This window comes from Rhizobium rhizogenes NBRC 13257 (assembly GCF_000696095.1).
Classification (GTDB): Bacteria; Pseudomonadota; Alphaproteobacteria; order Rhizobiales; family Rhizobiaceae; genus Rhizobium; species Rhizobium rhizogenes.
Genome location: NZ_BAYX01000004.1, coordinates 59,773 through 83,251 on the forward strand (window position 1 = coordinate 59,773; position 23,479 = coordinate 83,251).

The window sequence follows — 23,479 nt, forward strand, 5'->3', positions numbered from 1 at the left end:
CCAGTGGTTGCTCCAATCGGTGTGCCCATCTACCTCGTTTATACAAAACGGGCGGCGCACCGTGTTCGCTACCCGAAGAAACTCGCGCCGCACGAAATTGTTCCGGCTCAGAAATAACCGGCGATGTGGGGACGCGTCGGCAGGACGAGGCAAAGGTTAACGGAGCAGCGCATCGCGCGCGCGAAAATGCCCTTCGACGACCTCTTCTTATGGTTAAAAATTTATTTAAATACAATATGTTGCGGTGAACGAAACGGGAAGATGGGCCTGTCCGCGATTCGTCAGCGATTCGTTCTGCATTTGGGCTTTGGTTAACGCCGGTAGGCGATTGGGCCTCGAAGCGATGATAGCCTTCCGATATGTGGGCATTTGGCCCGATCGCCGCAAGGTAGTGCTCCATCGATGGAAATCGTTAAAATCGCGCGCTTTCGGGCTCGTCCACTCCGTCAGCCCATTCTCCATCTGGATCGGCTTCCTCGTCCGATCGCTACATGTAGCCGTGAACAAATAGAATACAGCGCGGAATCAGCGATTCGTCGCCGATTCGTTCCGGCTTTGGTCGAGGTGTTAACGGGCGCAATTATTGCGGGAATTTATTGATTTATTTTATTCGACTTCGCTTAAAGGTTAATTGCAATCCACGATTCGGGCTGATTCTGCGCTTCAACCATCCAGAGTCCTGTGTGTTTCCTCCGTAAATGCGCTAGATATTGTGGAGAACAAAGGCAGAATCCGAGGAAGTCGGTGATTCGTCGCCGATTCGTTCCGGCTTTGACCCGAATCTTAACGGGGCGCTTTCGCGAGCCGGATTCGTAAAGGAAGTCGCCATATTTACAAATGGTTAACCATGTTTTGCAAGGTGAACTCGATCCCTGCCGAATAGCCGATTGACTCTCCTCTCATCGGAAAAGCGGGTGAAAAGACGATTCAGCATCTGGTGGGACTCTATGAATCAAAATCCATATGTTGTAGTGAACAAAATGGGAACTCTTCAGAGTCAGCGATTCGTCGCTGATTCGTTCTCAAGCTGTTCCGGACTCGTCGGGACTCGCCTGGGATGTAGCGATAATGTAGCTTTTGGTTGAGCTTGTTATTTATGAAATCGAATGTTGCGGCGGTTGTTTTTTGATTCAGGTCTTGCCTTTGTCACATATGGTCGTCATCTCTTCTTCTCTTCCCAGGGGAGCTTGCTGATCGCAAGACAGTGGTTTCTCGCCCATGCATGGACCTATGACTCAGACCTCGCAGCCAATGATCCTGAGCGGACGCGGCGTAACCGCGGTGCTCGGACCGACCAATACCGGCAAAACCCATTACGCTATCGAGCGCATGGTGGCGCATGGCAACGGCGTGATCGGCCTGCCGCTGCGGCTGCTGGCGCGCGAGGTCTATACGCGTGTCGTCGAGAAGGTCGGAGTGCAGAATGTTGCGTTGGTCACCGGCGAAGAGAAGATTTCGCCGCCCAATGCGCGCTATTCGGTCTGTACCGTCGAGGCCATGCCGCGCGAGACCCGCGCCTCCTTCGTTGCCATCGACGAAGTGCAGCTCGCCGGCGATCTCGAGCGCGGCCATATCTTCACCGACCGTATCCTGCATCTGCGTGGCCGCGACGAGACGCTGCTGCTCGGTGCCGGCACGATGCGGCCGATCCTTGAACAATTGCTGCCGGGAATTACCGTCGTCGAGCGGCCCCGCCTGTCGCATCTCTTCTATGCCGGGCAGAAAAAGATCACCCGCCTGCCGCAGCGCACCGCGATCGTTGCCTTTTCCGCCGACGAGGTCTACGCCATCGCCGAGCTCATCCGCCGCCAGCGCGGCGGGGCGGCCGTCGTGCTCGGCGCTCTCAGCCCGCGCACCCGCAACGCCCAGGTGGCGCTCTATCAGGCCGGCGACGTCGAATATCTGGTGGCGACCGATGCGATCGGCATGGGCCTCAATCTCGATGTCGATCACGTTGCCTTTGCCCAGGACCGCAAGTTCGACGGCTATCAGTTCCGCAATCTCAACCCGGGCGAACTCGGCCAGATTGCTGGTCGTGCCGGCCGCCATCTGAAGGACGGTACCTTTGGCGTGACGGGGCAGGTCGATCCCTTCGACGACGAACTAGTGCGGCGCATCGAGGGTCACGAGTTCGATAATGTTAAGGTGCTACAGTGGCGCACCAAGCAGTTCGATTTTTCGTCGATCGCTTCGCTCCGTGCGAGCCTTGAGGAGGCGCCCCGAGTACCGGGCCTGACGCGCGCGCTGCCGGCGGTCGATCAGCAAGCGCTGGAAGCGCTGTCGCGTGATCTGGAGACTGCCGATCTCGCCAGCAGCCCGGCGCGGGTCGAAAAATTATGGGAAGCCTGTGCGCTTCCCGACTATCGGCGTATTACGCCCGCCCAGCATGCCGATCTTATCGCTACCCTCTTTTCCGACCTCGTTCGCTATGGCACGGTAAAGGAGGAATTTCTTGCCGAGCAGGTGCACCGTGCCGATCGGACAGATGGTGAGATCGACACGCTTTCGGCGCGAATCGCGCAGATAAGAACTTGGACCTATGTGTCGAACCGGCCCGGTTGGCTTGCCGATCCGACACACTGGCAAGAAAAGACGCGGGAAATCGAAGATCGATTGTCCGACGCGTTACATGAAAGGTTGACGAACCGCTTTGTTGATCGCAGGACATCTGTGCTCATGAAGCGCCTGAGAGAGAATGCGATGCTGGAAGCTGAAATCAGTGTGAATGGGGATGTCTTCGTTGAGGGGCATCATGTGGGACAGTTGACCGGATTCCGGTTTACGCCGGTCTCGGGAACCGAGGGGCCGGACGCCAAGGCAGTCCAGACCGCCTCGCTAAAGGCGCTCGCGCTGGAATTCGAGGCGCGCGCCGCCCGGATGCATGCGGCCGGCAATAGCGATCTGGCGATCAGTGCGGACGGTCTCGTCCGTTGGCTCGGCGATCCCGTGGCGCGTCTGTCGGGTAGCGATCACATCATGCGGCCGCGCGTCATCCTGCTCGCCGACGAGCAGTTGACGGGCAATGCGCGTGATCATGTCGCCGCGCGCATTGAGCGCTTCGTGAACCATCATATCAGCACGGTCCTGAAGCCGCTCGACGATCTGTCGCGCGCCGAGGACCTGCAGGGGCTTGCCAAGGGGCTGGCCTTCCAGCTCGTTGAAAATCTCGGCGTTCTGTTCCGCCGCGATGTCACCGAAGAGGTGAAGTCGCTGGATCAGGATGGCCGTGCCTCGATGCGTCGCTATGGCGTTCGCTTCGGCGCCTATCATATCTTTGTACCCGCCCTGTTGAAGCCGGCGCCGGCCGAGCTCATCACTCTGCTCTGGGCGCTGAAGAATGACGGACTCGACAAGCCAGGCTACGGCGACCTGATCCCGGTGCTTGCCGCCGGCCGGACCTCCGTCGTCACCGACCCGACCTATGAGCGCACCTTCTACAAGCTCGCCGGCTTCCGTTTCCTCGGCAAGCGCGCGGTGCGTATCGACATCCTCGAGCGCCTGGCGGATATCATTCGTCCGCTGCTGCAATGGAAGCCGGGTCAGGCGTCGCGTCCGGAAGGCGCTTATGACGGCCGCCGCTTTACGACGACGACGGCGATGCTCTCCATCCTCGGCGCAACGCTGGAAGACATGGAAGAGATCCTCAAGGGTCTAGGCTATCGCGCCGATGCCGTGAAGGCAGAGGATGCGACGGCCTACCTCGCACAGCAGGATGCTTCCTCGACGCCGGCTCCGGCGCCGCAGGCCGCGGAAGCTGCTGCCGATCATGACGATGCCGATGGCGCCAGCGACGAGCCGGCCGCGGAAAGCGAGACCGTTGCCGAGGGCGCAGCTCCGGCCACGGAAGCGCCTGCCGCTGAAGCTCCGGCGGAACCGGCTGTTGCCGCTGCTGCTGTTGAATCTGTGGAAGCCTCTGCCACCGACGCTGCTGATGCCGAACCGGTCGAACCGAAGCCGGTTCTGCTCTGGCGTCTTGGCGGACGCAACGACAACCAGCAGCGCCAGGGTGGACGTGGCCAGGGTGATCGCCGCGGCCAGCAGGGCCAGGGCGAGGGACGTGGTCATCAGGGCAATCGCCGCAACAGCTCAGGTGAACAGCAGCCGAGCGGCGAAGGCAATCGCGAAGGGCGCGAAGCCCGTGGCGACAATCGCGGCCCGCGTGGCAACAACCGCGACGGCGGCCGTCCTCAGAATCAAGGCAACCGCCCCGAACGCGGCGACCGTCAGGATCGCGGCGAGCGGAAAGAGCGCAATGACCGGAACGACCGCAACAATCGCGGCGCGCCGCAGCCGCTGCGTTTCGAAGCCAAGCCGCCGCGCAAGGAAAAGCCGATCGATCCGGATTCTCCCTTCGCCAAGCTCGCGGTGCTCAAGGAGCAGATGAAGAAGTAGGCCATGACGGACGAAAGGCAGTCATCTTCCGGTTCGCGACAGCGCATCGACAAGTGGCTGTTCTTCGCCCGTATGCTGAAATCCCGTTCGCTCGCGCAGGTTTATGTCCAGAAGGGCAATGTGCGGGTGAACGGCGAGCGGATCACGCAGCCGAGCCACGGCGTCAAGGCGGGCGACCGTATCGAGCTGTCGCTGGAGCGACGCGACGTCATCCTGATCGTGCGCCTGCCAGGCGATCGCCGAGGTCCTTTCGAGGAAGCGAAGCTGCTTTACGAGGACCTGACGCCACCGCCGGACCCGACAAAACGCTTCACGCCATTCGAGCAGGCACTGCGTTCGCCGGGCAGCGGACGGCCGACGAAACGCGAACGGCGCGCCATTGACCGACTCACTTCCGGCGACGAATAGAAAACTCTGTCGCCCTCTGGGATTTTTCAGGATTGTTTATCCTTGAAATTGGCTGTCAAAGTGGATACCTGACGGTCAACCCGTTGGTAATCCGGCCGGGCGGCATGCTTGTGCTCAGCACATCCGCTTGTCCGTTCCGGCTTCCGGGGGAAAGGCGCGACGTTCCAGGTTGCCCGTCCACGGAAAATGAGAGTCATTCCTGGAGTGCTTCATGACATATGTCGTGACCGACAATTGCGTTCGCTGCAAATACACCGACTGCGTGGAAGTCTGCCCAGTCGACTGCTTCTACGAAGGTGAGAATTTTCTTGTCATCCATCCGGACGAGTGCATCGACTGTGGTGTTTGCGAGCCGGAATGTCCCGCCGAGGCGATCAAGCCCGATACGGAGCCGGGCCTGGACAAGTGGCTGAAGATCAATGCGGACTACGCGGCGATCTGGCCGAACATAACGGTGAAGCGCGACGCGCTGCCCGAGGCCAAGGAATTGGATGGCGAAGAAGGCAAGTTCGAGAAGTATTTCTCGGCTAATCCCGGCGCCGGCGACTGATCGAAGGCCGTGACAGGCAATCGATAAGGGTGTAGTCGGTTGTCATCGAGACGAATCATCGCCGTTGGCTTGCTGAGCGGTCAACGTGGCCGTTTTGCCGCGTGTAAAGCAAATTATTGATTTCCTCAGATTTTTGTGATATCTTCTTCACACTGATCCACTGCGGCATTTCGCATGCCCTGAACCATCACGAAAGCAAATAACCAATCCGTACGCGGTTTCCTTGACATATCAACGATTTGAGTTGTCGGGTCGGGGATCGCGATGAACGGATTTCTTTTTTTATGCGTATGGTTGGAACAGAATGAAGTCACCCCGACGGTGCTTCCGTCTCATCCGGGCCTGACTGACCCGGCCCCGGCCCTCACCGGGTGCGTAACAGGGAGTTTTTGAAAAGAATGACGACCCAGCAGAAAAAACCTTCAGCAGCACGCCATGGCTTCAAGACTGGTGAATCGATCGTATATCCCGCTCATGGCGTTGGTACGATCACCGCGATTGAAGAGCAAGAAGTCGCAGGCATGAAGCTTGAGCTTTTTGTAATCGACTTCGAAAAAGACAAAATGCGTCTGAAGGTGCCTGTGGCCAAGGCCATGAGCATTGGCATGCGTAAGCTTTCCGAGACGGATTTCGTCGAACGGGCGCTGAAGGTCGTCCAGGGCAAGGCCCGCGTCAAGCGGACCATGTGGTCGCGTCGCGCCCAGGAATATGATGCCAAGATCAATTCCGGCGATCTGATTTCCATTGCCGAGGTGGTTCGCGATCTCTATCGCGCCGAGAACCAGCCGGAGCAGTCCTATTCCGAACGTCAGCTCTACGAAGCCGCGCTCGATCGCATGGCGCGCGAAATCGCCGCTGTCAACAAGATGTCCGAAACCGAGGCCGTTCGCCTGGTCGAGACCAATCTGAACAAGGGTCCGAAGCGCGGTAAGGTCGTCGAAGAAGACGATTCCCAGGACGAAGCCGCATAGGACGAAAGTCAAAATACCACATCCAAAAAACCCGGCCCTCGTGCCGGGTTTTTTCTTTGGAACCTTTTGCGATCTGCCGCGTTTAAGCCACGTGTTTGCGGCTGGTGTGAGTTTTCTCGTGGAGTGAACTCTCGGACTAGCCGTTCCCCCCTGACGCTCATGAGGGCCGGCCGATGCATTCTGATAGGAAATTTCCTGGCGATCTAAAGTTGTTTCCGTTGCCAGGTTATTTCGATGACATTGAACTAGACCGGTAACCGACCGTCCGGTTCTGGACATCGGTCTTCTACAGAATTCCATTCATAGCTTTTCATCCGCGCAGCGATGTTCGGAAACGATATTTGCTGCCTTTTCCGTCGACCCGCGGCACAGAGATGATTTTGAGGCCGAATTTAGGGAGATGCATATGAATATGTCTGCAGATCGGCGTATGATAAAGATGGCGATGGCCGCTCCCTATCTCGCCCGTGACGAAGAGCACGATCTTGCCATTCGCTGGAAGGACCACGAGGATCGTGGCGCCCGCAACAAGATCGCCACCGCCCATATGCGCCTGGTGATCTCCATGGCGGGGAAATTCCGCAATTTCGGCCTGCCGATGAGCGACCTTGTACAAGAAGGTTATGTAGGGCTCCTGGAGGCGGCGGCAAGGTTTGAGCCCGAGCGGGAGGTGAGATTTTCCACTTACGCAAGCTGGTGGATCCGCGCTTCGATCCAGGATTACATCCTGCGCAACTGGTCCATTGTGCGTGGCGGGACGAGTTCGGCGCAGAAGGCGCTGTTTTTCAATCTTCGCCGCCTGCGCGCCAAGCTCGCCAGAGGCAATGCCGGCGTTACCGTCCAGTCCATCCATGAGGAAATCGCCGTCGCCCTCGGGGTCAGCCTCTCCGACGTGCAGACCATGGATGCCCGCCTTTCCGGCAATGACGCCTCCCTGCAGGCGCCATCGATATCCGGCGATGCCGAAAGTGCCGAACGCATGGATTTCCTGATCAGCGACGAGCCTTTGCCGGACGAACAGGTCTCCAACATGATCGACGGCGAACGCCGCCGCGTCTGGCTTGCTTCCGCGCTGAAGCATCTGAACGAACGCGAAATGAAGATTATCCGCGCGCGCCGCCTGGTGGAGGATGGCGCGACGCTGGAGGAGCTGGGCGCCGATCTCGGTATTTCCAAGGAGCGTGTCCGTCAGATCGAAAGCCGCGCCATGGAGAAGCTCCGCAGCGCCCTGGTCGATGCCGATCCACGCATGGCAAGCTATGCGTGACATCCTTCTCCCCTCGGGGAGAAGGTGCCGGGGGCAATAACGGGACGAGGAGCGTTCGTCTCCAACGCCTTTGGCGCGGGTTGAGGGCAGTCTGATGCCCAGCACAGCCTGCGCCTGCTGCGCGCCTTCTCCCCGTTGGGGCGAAGCCACTTTTTCCCTATTCAGAGATAATCTTGACCCTGTCGCCGGGCGCGATCGACGCACCGGTCGGCATTGCATTGATCAGCTTGAAGAGATCAAGCTTGCGGTCGGTGCCCATCATTCGAGCGGCGAGCGTGGTGGTTGTGTCTCCCGCCTTGACGGTGACGACGCGCACACGCAGCGGCTTCAGCGACGAAGCTTCCTCCGGCGTCATGTGCCGGAAGCTTGAGCGCAGCACATCGGCCGTCTGCTCGAGCTGGGTAATGCTGCCCTTCGGCACCGCCGTCAGGAAACGGAAGATCTGCGCGCGGTCGCGCACGACGGTGACATCGAAATCCCAACGGTCGGCCGAAGCGCGCGCGGTTGCTGCTTCCATGCCGTTGACCGTGATCGACTTGATCGATGTCGGATCGAGGCCGGTGACCCAGCCACTGGAAATATAGTTCGTCAGGTTCTGGTTCTGGCTGTCGGCGACGCCGTCGAAGCGGACGGCGATGTCGCCGGGGCCTGTCGCCATGACCGCCTCGACCTTGTTGTCGATGCGGAACTCGGGCGGCACGTCGAAGCGGATGCCGAGCCCGCCATGCAGGAAGGTCTGGCCACGTACATAGCCTTCCTCCGGGCTGTCGCCATAAAGCAGGCCGTCGATGCCGTTCAGATAATAATCGCGCCCGGTGTCGCCGACCTTACCTTCCTCGCCGAATTCGCGGGCATGCGCTTTGGCGAGATCGATGCGCTGCGGCGTGCTCGGATGGCTCGACAGGAAGTCCAGGCTCTGGTCGGCGTCGGAGTTTGCCGTCATGAAGCGGCTGTAGTCTTCCATGGCATTGAGGAAGCGGGATGCGGCGTAAGGGTCATAGCCGGCCTGGCCGAGCGTGCGGATGCCGATCTCGTCGGCCTGCAGCTCCTGCTGGCGCGAGAAGGCGGCGAGCCGCAGCTTGCCGCGGGCGAGTGCCTGCTTGCCGGCGAGATCGCTCGACAGGACCTCGGCGACGACGCGGCTGGCGATGACCTCGGCCTCTTCACGCTTCTGGCGTTCGATGCCGTGATTGGCGGTGACGTGCGCCATCTCATGCGACAGCACGGCGGCGACTTCCGAGGCGTCGTTGGCAAGCGCCAGCAGGCCGCGGGTGACGTAGAGATAGCCACCCGGCAGCGCGAAGGCGTTGATCGAGGGCGAGTTCAGGATGGTGATGCGGTAGGACTGCTGCGGGTTTTCCGAGACGCTGGTGAGAGCGCCGGCGATGCGGGCGACGAGGCGCTCGGTCTTGGCGTCCTTATATTCGCCGCCGTAGCTTGCCAGAATGCGGGGATGCTCGCGGGCGCCCATCTGTGCGCGCGGATCGTTCTTTTGCACTTCGGAGACGATCTGCGGATTGGCGGAAGGCGACACGTTCGGCTGGTAGGACTGGTCCATCACCGACTGGCAGCTGTTCAGCACCGTCGCGGCGAGAAAGACGAGAGCGAAGCGGCGCGCATGGGCCGCGGTAGTCGCACTGATCCTTCGTCCTGCGTGCTTACTCTGCTTCAGTGCCTGTATCCCACTCATTTCGCTGCCATACCGGCTGGGCGCCAAACTTGCTTGATCATGCCAGACTTGCTTGCTCATGATCGGGCCGATCATAGCCGCGTGTCGTTTAAGATTGCATCCACCGCGATCAGACCTGAGTTCGACCGGATGATCCAAGCTTTTGCTGTAGCCGATTTCGGCAGCCGTTGCATAGCGAGACTCCGCTTAATTGTGACTGCGTTGTATTTTGGCAAGCATTTACCAGGACTTTCAGCCGGATGCCGCGACGAAATTAAGGCAAAATCGCCGCTGAAATGCTGCATTGCGCCTAATGTTGTAAAAATGTGGTCAGCGCCGGGATGCTCTCCTGGGTCAGGAAGCGGTCGATGGGGGCCGAAAGCCGGATCGTGCCGCCGTCGATGAAGACGGCGTGATCGGCAAGGCGTCGGACCTCCGAGGGATCATGCGAGACGATCAACACCGTGTTGCCGGTTTCGCGATGGAGCGCGGCCAGAAGCTCGGCCATGCCGGAGCGCAGGCCCGGGTCGAGCGCGGCAAAGGGTTCGTCGAGCAGCAGGATCGGCTTGTCGCGCACCAGCGCCCGGGCAAAGGCGGTGCGTTGCCGTTCGCCGCCGGAGAGCGTGCCCGGCTTGCGTCGCTCGAAACCGGCAAGGCCGACGCGCGCAAGAGCTTCCGATATCCGTTTCCGATCCTCTGTCGAAAGTTTCAGTGACGGGCTGATGCCGAGACCGACATTGGTGAAAAGATCGAGATGGGCGAAGAGGTTGTTGTCCTGGAAGACCAGCGATACCGGCCGCTCGGAGGGATGCAGGCTGGTGGCATCCTGCCCGGCCAGCAGGATGCGGCCGCGATCCGGCGTCTCGAAGCCGGCGAGCAGATTGAGGAAGGTCGACTTGCCCGATCCGGATGGGCCGGTGATGGCGATGATCCTACCCTGCGGCAAATCGCAATCGAAGCGGAAATCATGCGTGCCGAGCCGCAGCTCGACGCCGGTCATCGCGATGCTGCGTTCCGCCATGTCTTGCCCGTCAGTCATTCCGCCTGCCTTCATCCTCATGCCTACCTTGGCCAGCAGTGCCGGCGATGGTCAGCAGAAGACATACCAGCCCCAGGATGAAAGCAAGCCCGTCGGCATCGTTGGTGCGATAGCTGCCGAGCTTGCTGTAGACCAGCCAGGGCAGCGTCATCAGACTGTCGGAGCCGAAGAGGGCGACAGCGCCGAGATCGCCGAGCGACAGCGCCATGGCGAAGGAGAGCGCCGTGAAGAAGGGCTTGCGCAGGCCGGGCCAGTCGACTAGCCGCAGCCGTGCCGCGCCCTGAAGCCCGAGACTGGCGGCGAGGCGTTCGGTGCGGCGGCGGTGAACGATATAGGCTGGTTCGATGACGCGGATGACGAAGGGGATTGCCATAAGGGCGTTTATGATGACGATCAGCAGGGCTGCGAAACGGGCGGGATCGCCGAGCGGCCGGAGCGCCAGGAACCATCCTGTCGCCAGCACGATCGGCGGCACCAGAAGAACCAGCGAGGAGGTGCCGCTAAGGGCGATCGCCAACCCGCGCAGGCCGGGCGCTTTCCGGCGCTCGGCTGATACGGTTGCGCGGGCGCGGACAATGGCGAAGGAGGTCAGGACTGCCAGAAGGCCGGCGGCAAGGGCGATGGCAAGGCTCGTTGCGGTCGCCTGCAGGAAGATCGTCTGGCTGACGAGCTTCAGAAGATCGGCCTTGAGACCAGTGATGACGACCGAGGCGAGCGGCAGGCCGATGAACAAAGCGGCGAGCAGCAGTAGTGCGCCGTCGATCCATCTCGCGGCAGGCAATGTCCCGTCGATCCGCCGTGTTGCGCGGCCGCTCGTCAGCCCGTGGTCGTCCGGTGCCGGCATCAGTGCCATCGCGCCGAGAATGGCGGCGGTGACGACGATTTGCAGCAGCGACAGCGTGACGGCGCGGCTGGGATCGAAATCGAAGCGCAGCGCCTGATAGATCGCCACCTCGATCGTGGTCGCGGCGGGGCCGCCGCCCAGCGTCAGCACCAGCGTGAAGCTGGTGGCGCAGAGCATGAAGATCAGGCCGGCGATACCGGGGATCAAGCCGCGCAGCACCGGCCATTCGATGAAGCGGAAGACGGAGGCGGGGCGCATGCCGAGCCCGCCGGCCACCAGCCAATATTCCGTCGGCACGCGCTCCAGTCCGGCCAACATCAGGCGGGCGGCCAGCGGCAAGTTGAAGAAGACATGCGCGAGCAGGATGCCTGTCAGCCCGTAAATACTGATCGGCTGCGACAGACCGAGGCCCGTCAGCGCCTGATTGAGAATGCCCTGACGTCCCCAGATGCCGAGCAGGCCGAGCGCACCGATCAGCACCGGCAGGCCCATGGGGATGGCCATCAGCCGGATCAGCCAGAGCCGGCCGGGGAAACGTGGCTGACGGGCTAAAGCGCGGGCAACTGGGATCGCAAGGAGGATGGAGAGCAGGGTGGAGAGCGTCGCCTGCAGCAGGGTGAAGCGCAGGACGCGGAGGATATAGGGGTCGGCAAGCGGATTGCCGTCGCCGGATCCGATGCCGGTGGCAAGCAGGGTGACGATGGCGACACCGATGAAGACGGTGATGCCGGCGAGGCTGAATGCCCCGCCGGCAATGGCATGTCGTCTCTCGGGTGCCGTCAGTATCATGTTGGCGTCAGTTGGTGCTGGTGGCGGCCAGCCATTCGTCGATCCAGGCCTTGCGGTTCTTCTCGACTTCGTCCGGGCTCATCAGGAAAGTCTTGGCGGGAACGACCAGCTTGCTGAAGGCATCCGGCAGCGGCTCCGAGGTTGCCGAGACCGGCATCATCCAGTTGTTGGTCGGGATGGTGTCCTGGAAGCCCGGCGAGACCATGAACTTCAGGAAATCGCGGGCAAGCTCCTTGTTCGGCGACGACTTGATCAGGCCGGCGACTTCGATCTGGATGTAATGACCTTCCGAGAAGGAGGCGGCCTGATAACGGTCGGTCTTTTCCTCAATCATGTGATAGGCCGGCGACGTTGTATAGGAGAGCACCATCGGCGCTTCGCCCTTGGTGAAGAGGCCATAAGCCTCCGACCAGCCAGGCGTCACCGTCAGGATACGGCCCTTGAGCTTCGTCCAGGCGTCGGCCGCCTTGTCGCCATAGACCGACTTGACCCAGAGCAGCAGGCCGAGGCCCGGCGTTGAAGTGCGCGGGTCTTCGATGACGATCTTCTGCGACGGATCGCCCTCGACCAGTTCCTTCAGGCTCTTCGGCGGGTTCTTGATCGTCTGGGTGTCGTAGATCACGGCGAAATGGCCGTAGTCATAGGGGACGAAAACGTCGTCCTTGAATTCGCCGGGAACCTTGAGGGCGGAGGTATCGACGCCGCTGGTATCGAACAGGCCGGTATCCTTGGCCTCGTCAACGAGGTTGGTGTCGAGGCCGAGAACGACGTCGGCCTTGGTGCCGGCACCTTCCAGCTTCAGCCGGGAGAGCAGCGCCACGCCGTCGGTGACGCTGACGTAATTGACCGTGCAGCCGCAGGTCTTCTCGAAGGCGGCCTTGATCTTGGCGCCCGGACCCCACTCGGCGGTGAAGCTTTCATAGGTGTAGATGGTGAGCGTCTTGTCGGCGGCCTCTGCGGCCTGTGCGGCAAGAAGCGTGGTGCCGGCGGCAAAGGCCAGGCCGGCAAAGAATGTCATCAGCGATCGGTTGGGCATGGCAGCGCCTCCTCTTGGTTTCGTCTTGAACGGGAAAAGGGCGCTATGATTTCGTCACGCGTCTAATCCCTCCGCCGGTGTTAGCCGGATCAGGTTCCGCGGGTTGGCCGGTGAAAGCCTCTCAGCCAGATATCCGAATGGATACAAGGCACCCCGTTAGAGCGTTGGCAGATTTAGCCCCGTGACGAAGGGATGACAAGGGGGATGATTCCCTTGTCGATTGCGAGGATGCGCGACTTACTCGGCGGCGTGGGCAGCGGCTTGGCTGTCGATCTTCTTGGTGGCGCTCGGAAGCTGGACATTTTTCAGCGTGAGCGCGGTCAGCAGGCCGACGAAGCAGATGGCGGCGGCGGTCATGAACAGCGGGCTGAAGGCACTGGCATAGGCGCTGGCAACCGCTTCGCGTGTCGCGTCCGGCAGGGCGGCCATCATCTTCGGCGTCAGCTCCTTGATGTTGGGAACACCGGGGATGGAGACACCGACATTGCCGAGCTTGGCGGCGATGATGGCGCCGTAGATGGAGATGGCGATAGAGGCGCCGCCCATGCGCGACAGCGTTACGGCGCCGGTGGCGGCTCCGACGTCACGGCTGGCGGCGGTGTTCTGGATGCCGATGACCGGTACCTGCTGGGCAAGACCGATGCCGATGCCATGCAGCAGCATCAAGGCGCCGATGAAGGCGATCGGCGTGCCGGCATGGACCTGTGCCAGCGTTGCGAAGGCGATGGTGCTGCAGGCGGCGCTGGCGATGGCAAAGGGCTTGTAGCGGCCCTTCGCCGAAATCAGCCGGCCGGCCGAAAGCGAGCCGCAGACGATACCGCCGGTCAACAGGATGAAGAGCAGACCGGCGACGGACGGCGACAGGCCCGTCGTCGTCTGCAAAAAGAGCGCGAAATAATTGACCATGCCGATCGCGACCGCGCCGCTGGTGATCGAGGTGATCAAGAGTAGGCCAAAGGTCGGGTTACGAAACAGCGTCAGTGGTACGATCGGCTCCGGCGCACGGCGCTCGACGAAGACCCAGGCGAGTGCTGAGAGCGCGCCGAAGGCGATGATGCCGAGGCATTGCGGTGACAGCAGCGACCCGAAGAGTTCCGTGCCGTCGGCGGCAAGGACGATGCTGGTGGTGGTGAGCGCCAGCAGTATCGCGCCGGCATAGTCGATCTTCGGCTTACGGGCCGGCTTGCGGTAGGGCAGCATGAAGGCGAGACCGGCAAGGACGATGAAGCCGATCGGTACGTTGACGAGGAAGATCGAGCGCCAGCCGAAGAGGTCGCTCATCGTGCCGCCGAGAACCGGGCCGATGGCGCCGGACGCCATCAGGACTAGGCTGGAATAGCTCTGGTAGCGGGCGCGCTCACGAGGCTCGAAAAGATCGGCGTTGACGGCGAAGATCGACACCAGGATGCCGCCGCCACCAAGACCCTGCAGCACGCGGGCGGCGATCAGCGTATCCATCGACACCGCGAGGCCGCAGACGGTCGAGCCGACGGTGAAGATCGCGATCGCGGTCATCATTACATATTTGCGGCCGAAGAGGTCGCCGAGCTTGCCATAGACCGGCATGACGGCGGACAGGGACAGCAGATAGGCAGAGCCGATCCAGCCGAAACGCTCCAGATGTCCGAATTCGCCGACGATCGTCGGCAGTGCCGTCGAGACGATCTGGTTGTCGAGCGTTGCCATGAACATGGCGGTCATCAGGAAGAGAAAGAGGATAAGCCGGCGGCGGTGATCCGCAACGAGCGGCGCGGGCGTAGTCTGCATGTCCATGGAACGAGAAATCCGAGCTTGCCTGGAGTGCCGCGCGTTCGACCGAACGGGCATGGGTCGCTCCAGTTCCTGAATCCGCAGCATCTTGCTTTCGGGTGGGCTATTCGAGGGCAACATGTTGCAAGGCAATATATGTGCTATTGGCATATAATTGTCAACGGCAGATGAATGCCGTTTGCATATTTTAATGTCTGCCCATCTTTGATATGCTGGCGGGATGACATCAGCAACGACCACACGAGAAATTGAAGCAACGCCGCTGCCTGAGGACGAAAATCTGCTGCGCATCGGCCAGGTGATGACGCGCATGCGCCTGATGACGGGTCGCCGTATGATCGGGCGGCTGGCGATCCAGAATGTTGCGCCGGGGCTGGAGCTTTCGCATCTCGACGTCATCGATGCCGTCAGGCGGGCGGAAGGGTCCGGTGAGGTCACCGTCGGGACGATCGCCGAGATCCTGCGCATCGACCCTTCGCGGGCAAGCCGCATCGTCGCCGAGATGGTGACGCGCGGCGTGCTGCGCCGCAAGGCATCACAGGCGGATGCACGGCGCATCGTCGTTGTGCTGACCACGCTCGGCCAAAGGCTGCTTGCCGAAATCCAGGCGCAGAAGTTCGCTCTCATCGAAAGCATCCTTGCGGATTGGTCGGCCGAGGATATCGCGGTCTTTTCGCACCTGTTCGACCGCTTCATCGGTGGCTACGAACATGCTTTTCAGACACGTCTCAAGGAAACCGCCGACTGAATGCCGGCTTGGCGCTGAAGAGCGCTCTTCCTAGGGACATGTCTTTGCGCTATGGGCTTGGCACATGAGCCAATCCACGACCTTTACCATCCTCCTCGGCGGCGAGTTGCGCCTGACGGACCGGCTGCGCGCTGAGACGGCCGGCAGCCGTTTCATCGCGGCGGATGGCGGCATGCGCCATGCCGTGGCGCTCAATGCGACGCCCGAGCTCTGGGTCGGCGATTTCGACTCGACACCGCCGGACCTGCGCGGCGCCTTTCCCGATGTGCCAAAGCAGCCCTATCCGGCGGCGAAGGCGGCGACGGACGGCGAGATCGCCATCACGGAGGCAATCGATCGCGGCGCCAAGCGGCTGATTCTTGCCGGCGCGATGGGCGGAGAACGGTCAGATCATGCGATCCAGCATCTGCTCTACGGCATCCAGCTTGCCGAAAAGGGCTTCGACGTGCTGTTGACCTCGGGCGACGAGGAGGCGGTGCCGCTGCTGCCGGGCGACATGGAGCTGGCGCTGCCCCCCGGCTCGCTGTTTTCCGTTCTCGGCTTCAGCGATCTGACGGGGCTGTTCATTCATAACGTCCGCTATCCCCTGCGCGATTTCAATCTGCCCTTCGGGGCGTCGCGCACCATTTCCAATGTTGCGGAAGGCGCTGTGCGCTTTTCGCTCGGCAGCGGCAGGGCGATCGTCCTTGCCCGCCCTTATGATCTTACCGGAGTCTGATCTTGGCCCCTCCTATTTTGAAACTCGACGATATCTTCCTGAGCTTCGGCGGCGCGCCACTTCTGGCTGGAGCCGGGTTGCAGGTGGAGCCGGGTGACAAGATCTGCCTGGTCGGCCGCAACGGCTCGGGCAAGTCGACGCTCCTGAAGATCGCCGCCGGCATAGTCGAGGCGCAGTCCGGCGAAGTGTTCCGTCATCCGTCGTCGACCGTGCGCTATCTCGAGCAGGCACCGGATTTCGGCGATTACAAGACGGTAGCCGCCTATGCCGAGGCCGGGCTCGGGCCGGGCGACGATCCCTATCGCGTCACCTATCTGCTGTCCCACCTTGGCCTCACGGGCGAGGAGGATCCGAAGACGCTCTCCGGCGGCGAAGCGCGCCGCGCGGCGCTTGCCCGCGTCATGGCGCCGGAACCGGATATTCTTCTGCTCGACGAGCCGACCAACCATTTGGACCTGCCGACCATCGAGTGGCTGGAAGGCGAGCTGCAGAAGACCCGCAGCGCCCTGGTGCTGATCTCGCACGACCGTCGGTTCCTCGAAAAAGTCTCCACCGCAACCGTCTGGCTCGATCGCGGCACCTCGCGGCGGCTGGACAGGGGCTTTGCCCATTTCGAAGCCTGGCGCGACCAGGTGCTGGAAGCCGAAGAGCTGGAGCAGCACAAGCTCGGCAAGGCGATCGAGCGCGAGGAGCATTGGCTGCGCTACGGCGTGACGGCGCGGCGCAAGCGCAACATGCGCCGCCTCGGCGAATTGCATGACATGCGATCACGCCATCGCGGCCACAGAGGCGCTCTGGGCTCTGTGCAGGCAGCTGCGGCCGATGCGCAGGAGAGCGGCAAGCTGGTGATCGAGGCCGACAAGATCACCAAGGCCTATGACGAGCGCGTCATCGTCGCGCCGTTCTCGATCCGTGTGCATCGTGGCGACTGTATCGGTCTCGTCGGCCCGAACGGCGCCGGCAAGACGACGTTGCTGAAGATGCTGACCGGCCAATTGAAGCCGGACAGCGGCAAGGTGAAGCTCGGTACCAATTTGGAGATCGCCACCCTCGACCAGAAGCGCGAGGAGCTCAATCCGGAGGATACCCTCGCCAACTACCTAACCGATGGGCGCGGTGAAAACCTGCTGGTCAATGGCGAGCAGCGGCATGTCACCGGCTATATGAAGGAATTCCTGTTCCAGCCGGAACAGGCCCGTACGCCGATCAAGAATCTCTCCGGCGGCGAGCGCGCCCGGCTGATGCTGGCGCGCATCCTGTCGCGGCCGACCAATCTTCTGATCCTCGACGAACCGACCAACGACCTCGACATCGAGACGCTGGACCTGCTGCAGGAGATCGTCGCTGGCTTCAACGGTACCGTTATCCTCGTCAGCCACGACCGCGATTTCCTCGACCGTACCGTGACCTCGACCATCGCGCCCGCCAATCCGGATGATCCGGACGGCCGCTGGATCGAATATGCCGGCGGCTATTCCGACATGCTCGCTCAGCGCAAGGGCGCGCTTGAGGAGCGCAAGCGGGCTGAAAAGGCCGCCGAGAAGCCGAAGGCGGCCGGGACATCAGCGTCTGCCTCTGATGCTTCGAAGGGCAAGGGAAAGCTCTCTTTCAAACAGAAATTCGCCCTGGAAAACCTGCCGAAGGAAATGGCCAAGGCCGAGGCGGAGATCGCCGCCCGCGAAAAGAAGATGGCCGACCCCAACCTCTTTACCAAGGATCCAACGAGCTTCAATCGCCTGGCGGCCGAAATGGAAAAGCTGCGCGACAGCCTCACGAAGATGGAAGAGGAATGGCTGGAGCTGGAAATGCTGCGCGAAGAGCTGGAAGGCTGAGGAGCCACTGACGTCTCACCCATCCCGCTGTTTCAGCTCCTGGGTGTTCACCTATATTAGAAAAAACAAATGGTTGCGCATGGCCGCAACACGCTAATCTCTGTTGTCGAATTCGATAAACCGTTTATACATTATGCTGAAATACCAGCCTTCGGGTTGGGTGATACGCGGGTCGGCACGACCTGCGATGCAGTGGGGAATCCGAAGGACTTGATTGGATTTCGCCGTCAGTGGCGACAGGTCCTTCGCGGAAGATTGCAGGCAGACATGACGAATGCTTGACGCGGCTTCCGGCCGTGGGTGGCTTGTTGTTCTAGGGGGGCATTCATGCCGAAGACGCTGGCGCATATCGCTATATTCAGCTTCACAATTGCTATTCTTGCTGGGTCTCATTTCACCGGGTCTCAGGCGCTGGCGCAGAGCGCCCCGCCCGCCGCACCGGTCACTGTTGCCAAGCCCGTGGTCCGCGACGTCATCGATAGCGATGAGTTCATCGGGCGCTTCCAGGCGGTCGATGAGGTCTCCGTCCGCTCGCGTGTCGGCGGCTATCTCCAGGAAGTGCATTTCGAGGACGGCACGATGGTCAAGCAGGGAGACCTGCTCTTCGTCATCGACCAGCGGCCGTTTGTCACCGCGCTCAACGAGGCGACGGCATCGCTGGAGGTGGCGAATTCGTCGCTGACGCTCGCCGATGCGCAGTTCAAGCGCGCGCAATCGCTGTCGACGACCGGCAGCCAGTCGGCCTCGACGCTGGATGACCGCCGCCGTGATCTTATCTCGGCGCAAGCCAATGTCCGCGGCGCGCAGGCGTCTGTCGATCGCGCCAATCTCGACATGGATTTCACCAAGATCACTGCGCCGCTCGGCGGCCGCATCGACCGGCGGCTGATTTCGGTCGGCAATCTCGTTCAGGCCGACCAGACGGTGCTGACGACCATCGTCTCGCTCGACCCGATCGATTTCTATTTCGACGTCGATGAACGCCGGCTGCTGTCCTATGCCGACGAGGCGCGCAAGCATGGCAGCGCCCTGCAGCAGGGTGGCGGCGGCCTCGATGTCACCGTGACGATTGCCGATGCCGCGCAGAAGGCGTTCAAGGGCAAGCTCGATTTCGCGGAAAACCGGGTGGACAATCAAACCGGCACGATACGCGTGCGCGCTCGCTTCCCCAATCCGGCTCTCGTGTTGCAGCCGGGCCTTTTCGGCCGCGTTCAGGTCGAGGGCTCCAACAGCTACAAGGCGATCCTCGTTCCCGATGAAGCCATCGGTTCCGACCAGAACCAGCGTGTCGTCTATACCGTCAGCACGGATGGCAACGTGACGCCGAAGGCCGTCCGGCTCGGACCGAAGCTTTATGGCTACCGCGTCATCCGCGAGGGCATGACCGGCGACGAGACCATCGTCGTCAACGGGCTGATGCGTATCCGGCCCGGCGTCAAGGTCGCGCCACAATTGATCGAGCTGCCGCAGGAGGCATCGAATCCTGACGCGCCAGCCCAGGCGGACCAGGGGACGGACCAATGAGGTTTTCCCATTTCTTCGTCGACCGACCGATTTTCGCGTCGGTCCTGTCCATCGTGTTGCTGATCGTCGGCGGCATCGCCTATTTCCAGCTTCCGGTCGCGCAATATCCCGAGGTTGCGCCACCGACCATCGTCATTCGAACATCCTATCCTGGCGCCGATTCCCAGACCATCGCCGATACGGTGGCGACGCCGATCGAGCAGGAGGTCAACGGCGTCGAGGACATGCTCTACATGTCTTCCTATTCGAGCGCTGATGGCTCTATGTCGCTGACTATCACCTTCAAGCTCGGCACCGATCTCGACAAGGCGCAGGTTCTGGTCCAGAACCGCGTCGCCATCGCCGAGCCGCGTCTGCCGGAAGAAGTCCGCCGCATCGGCATCACCACGGTCAAAAGCTCGCCCGACCTGATGATGGTCGTGCATCTACTGTCGCCGAGCAACCGCTACGACCAGCTCTACATCTCCAACTATGCCCGCTCGCGCATCCGCGACCTTCTTGTCCGCCTCGACGGTGTCGGTGACGTACAGCTCTTCGGCGAGCGGCAATATTCGCTGCGTATCTGGCTCGACCCGGAAAAGCTCGCTTCCTACGGCATGACCGCCGGCGATATCGTGCAGGCCTTGCGGGACCAGAACGTGCAGGTGTCTGGCGGCTCGATCGGCGGGCCGCCGGTCTCGGGCACCAACGCCTTTCAATATACGGTGACGACACAGGGGCGCTTTTCCGATGCGCGGCAATTCCGCTACGTCATCGTCAAGGCGACGGATAGCGGCCGGCTCGTGCAGCTACAGGACGTGGCGCGCATCGAGCTCGGTGCGCAGGATTACGTCACCAACAGCTATCTGAACGGCAGTCCGGCCGTTGCACTCGGCGTCTTCGCCCGGCCCGGCACCAATGCTCTCGATGCCGCCGCCGACATCGAAAAGACGATGAAGAACCTGGCGCAGGATTTTCCGCAGGGTCTCGAATACCGCATCATCTACAATCCGACCGAATTCATCGCGGAATCGATCAACGAGGTCTACAAGACGATCTTCGAAGCCGCCGTGCTCGTTGCCATCGTCGTGCTGGTCTTCCTGCAATCCTGGCGCACGGCGATCATACCGATCATTGCCATTCCGGTGTCGTTGATCGGCACCTTCGCCTTCTTGCTCGCCTTCGGCTTCTCACTGAACATGCTGACGCTGTTCGGCCTGGTGCTTGCCATCGGTATCGTCGTCGACGACGCGATCGTGGTGGTCGAGAATGTCGAGCGCAACCTGGCGCTCGGAATGACGCCGAAGGAGGCGTCGCATGTGACGATGAACGAGGTCGGCACCGCGGTGCTGGCGATTTCGCTGGTGCTGATCGCCGTCTTCCTGCCGACGGCCTTCATCCCTGGCATAACGGGGCAGTTCTACCGGCAGTTCGCGGTGACCATCTCCATTGCGACGGCGATTTCCTGCCTGAATTCGCTGACACTGTCGCCGGCGATCGCCGCCATCGTGCTGCGTCCGCACGATCACAAGAAATCCAACAATATCGTCTCGCGCTTCGGCCACGCTTTGGGTGACGGGTTCAATCGAGGCTTCGAGGCGATGAGCCGGGGCTATTCCTGGGTCATCCGCCATCTCGTTACCACCTGGGTCGCGCTTGGCTGTGCCCTTCTCGTCTTCGTCGGGCTGCTCGGCGCGACGTGGTATATGGGCAGGATCGTGCCCCAAGGCTTCGTGCCCACCATGGACCAGGGCTATGCCATCGTCGTCGTGCAATTGCCTGACGGCGCGTCGCTGGCGCGCACCAACGCGGTCATCCAGAAGGCAACCGCGATCATCAACAAGACGCCCGGCGTGGAAAACGCCGTCGCCTTTGCCGGCTTCAACGGCGCGACCTTCACCAACGCCTCCAACTCGGGCGTCATCTTCACGCCGTTCAAACCCTTCGAGGAGCGCTTGAAGAGCGGAGAGACGGCCAGCAAGATCATCGGCCAGCTCTTCGGCAATCTGCAGGGCATTCAGGAGGCCTTCATCATCGCCATTCCGCCGCCCTCCATCCGCGGCGTCGGCAATTCGGGCGGCTTCAAGATGCAGATCATGGACCGGGAAAATCCCGATATGCGCCGGATCCTGCCGCTTGCCTACCAGCTCATGGGAGCGGCCGCGCAGAACAAGGGGGTCAGTGGCGTCTTCACCACCTTCTCGGCCAGTAGTCCGCAATATTTCCTGGCGGTCGACCGCGACAAGGCGCGGGCGCTGAATGTGCCGATCCCGAATATCTTCGAGACGCTGTCGATCAACCTCGGCACATCCTATGTCAACGACTTCAACGCTTTTGGCCGCGTCTACCAGGTGCGGGCACAGGCCGACCAGCAATATCGCATGGACCGCGAGGATATTCTGGCGCTGAAGGTTCGCTCCGCCACCGGCGCTCTGGTGCCTCTTGGAACCCTTGTTGATATCAGGGACACGACGGGGCCGACGCTCGTGCAGCGCTACAACATGTATGTCTCGGTTCCCCTCCAGGGCAATCCCGGACCGGGGGTTTCGACGGGCAGCGCGCTCGACACCATGGAAGGACTGGCGAAGAACCTCTTGCCGACGGGCACGACCTTCGAATGGACAGAGCTTGCCTATCAGGAAAGAAATACCGGCAATACGGCGGTCTACATCTTCGCCCTGTCGGTCATCTTCGTCTTCCTGGCGCTTGCGGCCCAGTATGAAAGCTGGACCCTGCCGCTCGCCATCATCCTGATCGTGCCGCTGGCGGTGCTGGCCGCGTTGATCGGGGTGCATTTAAGGGGCATGGACAACAATATCCTGACGCAGATCGGCCTGATCGTACTGATCGGGCTTGCGGCCAAGAACGCGATCCTGATCGTGGAATTTGCGCGTCAGGCACAATTGGAGGGCAAGAGCGCCGTCGAGGCGGCGATCGAGGCTAGCCATCTGCGCCTGCGGCCGATCCTGATGACAGCCTTCGCCTTCATCTTCGGCGTCGTGCCGCTGATGATCGCCACCGGCCCCGGCGCCGAAATGCGCCAATCGCTTGGGACGGCGGTCTTCTCCGGCATGCTTGGCGTGACGCTGTTCGGCCTGTTCCTGACCCCGGTCTTCTATGTCGTGTTGCGCAGGCGGCGCAAGCAGCCGGAGGCTCCGGCGGCGGAGACCGTGGTCCCGGATGCTGCCGTGCACTGATGCCGATCAAAGATGAGGATTGCGCGGCCGGTATTTCTTCACCAGCCGCTGGTTGGTTTCCTTGGCGCCCGGCATGTTGGCGCTGAGATAGACGGGCGGGTCGCCGTCCTTGGAGAGTTCGGCGGCGACTTCGGCGAAGATGGCGTTGAGTAGGGAGGCGCCGATCGCGGTCGATGCCGGCCCCACCTTCAGCTCGCTCCCCGGCAGATCGATGATGGCGTCGCCCGGCGGCAGACCGTTGTCGAGCACGATGTCGGCGATATCGGCGAGCCTGCGACGACCATTGGCGATGGCGGCGGAATAGGCAAGCGAGGTGATGGCGATGACGGTCGTGCCGAGTTCACGGCCGTAATCGGCGGCCTCGACCGGGGCGGCGTTGACGCCGGAATTGGAGGCGATGATCAGCACATCGCCCGGCTGCATCCCATAGCGTTCGAAAATCGGCCGGATCAGGCCCTCCGTGCGCTCGTAGACCGAGCTGATAACGGCGCCCTCGTGCAGCATGGCGGAGCCGACCAGCACCGGGATGGTAAAGGCCAGACCGCCTGCGCGATAATGCACTTCTTCGGCCAGCATATGCGAATGGCCGGTGCCGAAGACATAGACGCGCCGGTCGGCGCGCGCCGCCGCACTGATGACGCTAGCCGCTTTCGCCATTGGCTCGGCAAGCGCCTCGCGCAGGGTTTCCAGCCGGCCGATCAAGGCGGAGAAATAGCTGTCCGTGACTGCGGTCATGCCGAGTTCCT

16 protein-coding genes and 1 riboswitch are annotated in these 23,479 nt (G+C 61.6%); of the genes, 10 read left to right on the forward strand and 6 right to left on the reverse strand.

Annotated features, from left to right (window positions below):
• Positions 1–1,230: 1,230 nt before the first annotated feature.
• From RRH01S_RS09790 to RRH01S_RS09810, 5 genes are all read left to right on the forward strand, one after another.
• The gene (locus RRH01S_RS09790) at positions 1,231–4,392 is read left to right on the forward strand and encodes a helicase-related protein (protein ID WP_034522021.1); all 3,162 of its coding nucleotides are present in this window, start codon (positions 1,231–1,233) and stop codon (positions 4,390–4,392) included.
• Between the two features lie 3 nt (positions 4,393–4,395).
• Positions 4,396–4,800 (forward strand): RNA-binding S4 domain-containing protein, encoded by a 405-nt coding sequence (locus RRH01S_RS09795; protein WP_042471343.1) that lies wholly within the window; start codon positions 4,396–4,398, stop codon positions 4,798–4,800.
• Positions 4,801–5,011: 211 nt separating this feature from the next.
• On the forward strand, positions 5,012–5,350 hold the full coding sequence (gene fdxA / locus RRH01S_RS09800; protein ID WP_007692292.1) for a ferredoxin FdxA: 339 nt from the start codon (positions 5,012–5,014) through the stop codon (positions 5,348–5,350).
• Positions 5,351–5,748: 398 nt separating this feature from the next.
• Complete coding sequence (locus RRH01S_RS09805; RefSeq protein ID WP_007692291.1) at positions 5,749–6,321, forward strand: CarD family transcriptional regulator; 573 nt, start codon at positions 5,749–5,751, stop codon at positions 6,319–6,321.
• A gap of 406 nt (positions 6,322–6,727) precedes the next feature.
• Positions 6,728–7,588, forward strand: a complete 861-nt coding sequence (locus RRH01S_RS09810; protein WP_034522017.1) for an RNA polymerase factor sigma-32 — start codon at positions 6,728–6,730, stop codon at positions 7,586–7,588.
• A gap of 157 nt (positions 7,589–7,745) precedes the next feature.
• Here RRH01S_RS09810 and RRH01S_RS09815 read toward each other — a convergent pair whose 3' ends face one another.
• From RRH01S_RS09815 to RRH01S_RS09835, 5 genes are all read right to left on the reverse strand, one after another.
• Positions 7,746–9,278 carry a M48 family metalloprotease gene (locus RRH01S_RS09815; protein ID WP_449080830.1) on the reverse strand — a complete coding sequence of 511 codons (1,533 nt, stop codon included), beginning with the start codon at positions 9,276–9,278 and terminating at the stop codon, positions 7,746–7,748.
• Positions 9,279–9,567: 289 nt separating this feature from the next.
• Complete coding sequence (locus tag RRH01S_RS09820; protein WP_042471349.1) at positions 9,568–10,296, reverse strand: thiamine ABC transporter ATP-binding protein; 729 nt, start codon at positions 10,294–10,296, stop codon at positions 9,568–9,570.
• Positions 10,289–11,929: a thiamine/thiamine pyrophosphate ABC transporter permease ThiP gene (gene thiP, locus RRH01S_RS09825; protein WP_042471352.1), complete on the reverse strand. Its 1,641-nt coding sequence runs from the start codon at positions 11,927–11,929 to the stop codon at positions 10,289–10,291. The genes RRH01S_RS09820 and thiP overlap by 8 nt, the downstream gene beginning before the upstream one ends.
• A gap of 7 nt (positions 11,930–11,936) precedes the next feature.
• A complete protein-coding gene (thiB, locus tag RRH01S_RS09830; protein ID WP_042471357.1) occupies positions 11,937–12,965 on the reverse strand; it encodes a thiamine ABC transporter substrate binding subunit in 1,029 nt (342 codons plus the stop codon).
• A 49-nt stretch (positions 12,966–13,014) separates the two neighbouring features.
• Positions 13,015–13,131: riboswitch (TPP riboswitch) on the reverse strand.
• 71 nt (positions 13,132–13,202) lie between these two features.
• Positions 13,203–14,738, reverse strand: a complete 1,536-nt coding sequence (locus RRH01S_RS09835) for an MDR family MFS transporter (RefSeq protein WP_037219160.1) — start codon at positions 14,736–14,738, stop codon at positions 13,203–13,205.
• Between the two features lie 217 nt (positions 14,739–14,955).
• Here RRH01S_RS09835 and RRH01S_RS09840 point away from each other — a divergent pair, with 217 nt between their 5' ends.
• From RRH01S_RS09840 to RRH01S_RS09860, 5 genes are all read left to right on the forward strand, one after another.
• Positions 14,956–15,483: a MarR family winged helix-turn-helix transcriptional regulator gene (locus RRH01S_RS09840; RefSeq protein ID WP_007692281.1), complete on the forward strand. Its 528-nt coding sequence runs from the start codon at positions 14,956–14,958 to the stop codon at positions 15,481–15,483.
• Between the two features lie 64 nt (positions 15,484–15,547).
• Positions 15,548–16,201 (forward strand): thiamine diphosphokinase, encoded by a 654-nt coding sequence (locus tag RRH01S_RS09845; protein ID WP_007692278.1) that lies wholly within the window; start codon positions 15,548–15,550, stop codon positions 16,199–16,201.
• Between the two features lie 2 nt (positions 16,202–16,203).
• Positions 16,204–18,033, forward strand: a complete 1,830-nt coding sequence (locus RRH01S_RS09850; RefSeq protein WP_042471360.1) for an ABC-F family ATP-binding cassette domain-containing protein — start codon at positions 16,204–16,206, stop codon at positions 18,031–18,033.
• 327 nt (positions 18,034–18,360) lie between these two features.
• Positions 18,361–19,557: an efflux RND transporter periplasmic adaptor subunit gene (locus RRH01S_RS09855; protein ID WP_012652857.1), complete on the forward strand. Its 1,197-nt coding sequence runs from the start codon at positions 18,361–18,363 to the stop codon at positions 19,555–19,557.
• Complete coding sequence (locus RRH01S_RS09860; RefSeq protein WP_042471363.1) at positions 19,554–22,733, forward strand: efflux RND transporter permease subunit; 3,180 nt, start codon at positions 19,554–19,556, stop codon at positions 22,731–22,733. Before RRH01S_RS09855 ends, RRH01S_RS09860 begins: the two co-directional genes overlap by 4 nt.
• Before the next feature lie 6 nt (positions 22,734–22,739).
• Here RRH01S_RS09860 and RRH01S_RS09865 read toward each other — a convergent pair whose 3' ends face one another.
• On the reverse strand, positions 22,740–23,468 hold the full coding sequence (locus RRH01S_RS09865) for an SIS domain-containing protein (protein WP_007692272.1): 729 nt from the start codon (positions 23,466–23,468) through the stop codon (positions 22,740–22,742).
• Positions 23,469–23,479: the final 11 nt, after the last annotated feature.

Excerpts from the sequence above, each read along its gene's own strand:
- RRH01S_RS09790 (WP_034522021.1), top strand. The coding sequence starts at position 1,231 with ATGACTCAGACCTCGCAGCCAATGATCCTGAGCGGACGCGGCGTAACC.
- RRH01S_RS09795 (WP_042471343.1), top strand. The coding sequence starts at position 4,396 with ATGACGGACGAAAGGCAGTCATCTTCCGGTTCGCGACAGCGCATCGAC.
- fdxA (WP_007692292.1), top strand. The coding sequence starts at position 5,012 with ATGACATATGTCGTGACCGACAATTGCGTTCGCTGCAAATACACCGAC.
- RRH01S_RS09805 (WP_007692291.1), top strand. The coding sequence starts at position 5,749 with ATGACGACCCAGCAGAAAAAACCTTCAGCAGCACGCCATGGCTTCAAG.
- RRH01S_RS09810 (WP_034522017.1), top strand. The coding sequence starts at position 6,728 with ATGAATATGTCTGCAGATCGGCGTATGATAAAGATGGCGATGGCCGCT.
- RRH01S_RS09815 (WP_449080830.1), bottom strand. The coding sequence starts at position 9,278 with ATGAGTGGGATACAGGCACTGAAGCAGAGTAAGCACGCAGGACGAAGG.
- RRH01S_RS09820 (WP_042471349.1), bottom strand. The coding sequence starts at position 10,296 with ATGACTGACGGGCAAGACATGGCGGAACGCAGCATCGCGATGACCGGC.
- thiP (WP_042471352.1), bottom strand. The coding sequence starts at position 11,929 with ATGATACTGACGGCACCCGAGAGACGACATGCCATTGCCGGCGGGGCA.
- thiB (WP_042471357.1), bottom strand. The coding sequence starts at position 12,965 with ATGCCCAACCGATCGCTGATGACATTCTTTGCCGGCCTGGCCTTTGCC.
- RRH01S_RS09835 (WP_037219160.1), bottom strand. The coding sequence starts at position 14,738 with ATGGACATGCAGACTACGCCCGCGCCGCTCGTTGCGGATCACCGCCGC.
- RRH01S_RS09840 (WP_007692281.1), top strand. The coding sequence starts at position 14,956 with ATGACATCAGCAACGACCACACGAGAAATTGAAGCAACGCCGCTGCCT.
- RRH01S_RS09845 (WP_007692278.1), top strand. The coding sequence starts at position 15,548 with ATGAGCCAATCCACGACCTTTACCATCCTCCTCGGCGGCGAGTTGCGC.
- RRH01S_RS09855 (WP_012652857.1), top strand. The coding sequence starts at position 18,361 with ATGCCGAAGACGCTGGCGCATATCGCTATATTCAGCTTCACAATTGCT.
- RRH01S_RS09860 (WP_042471363.1), top strand. The coding sequence starts at position 19,554 with ATGAGGTTTTCCCATTTCTTCGTCGACCGACCGATTTTCGCGTCGGTC.
- RRH01S_RS09865 (WP_007692272.1), bottom strand. The coding sequence starts at position 23,468 with ATGACCGCAGTCACGGACAGCTATTTCTCCGCCTTGATCGGCCGGCTG.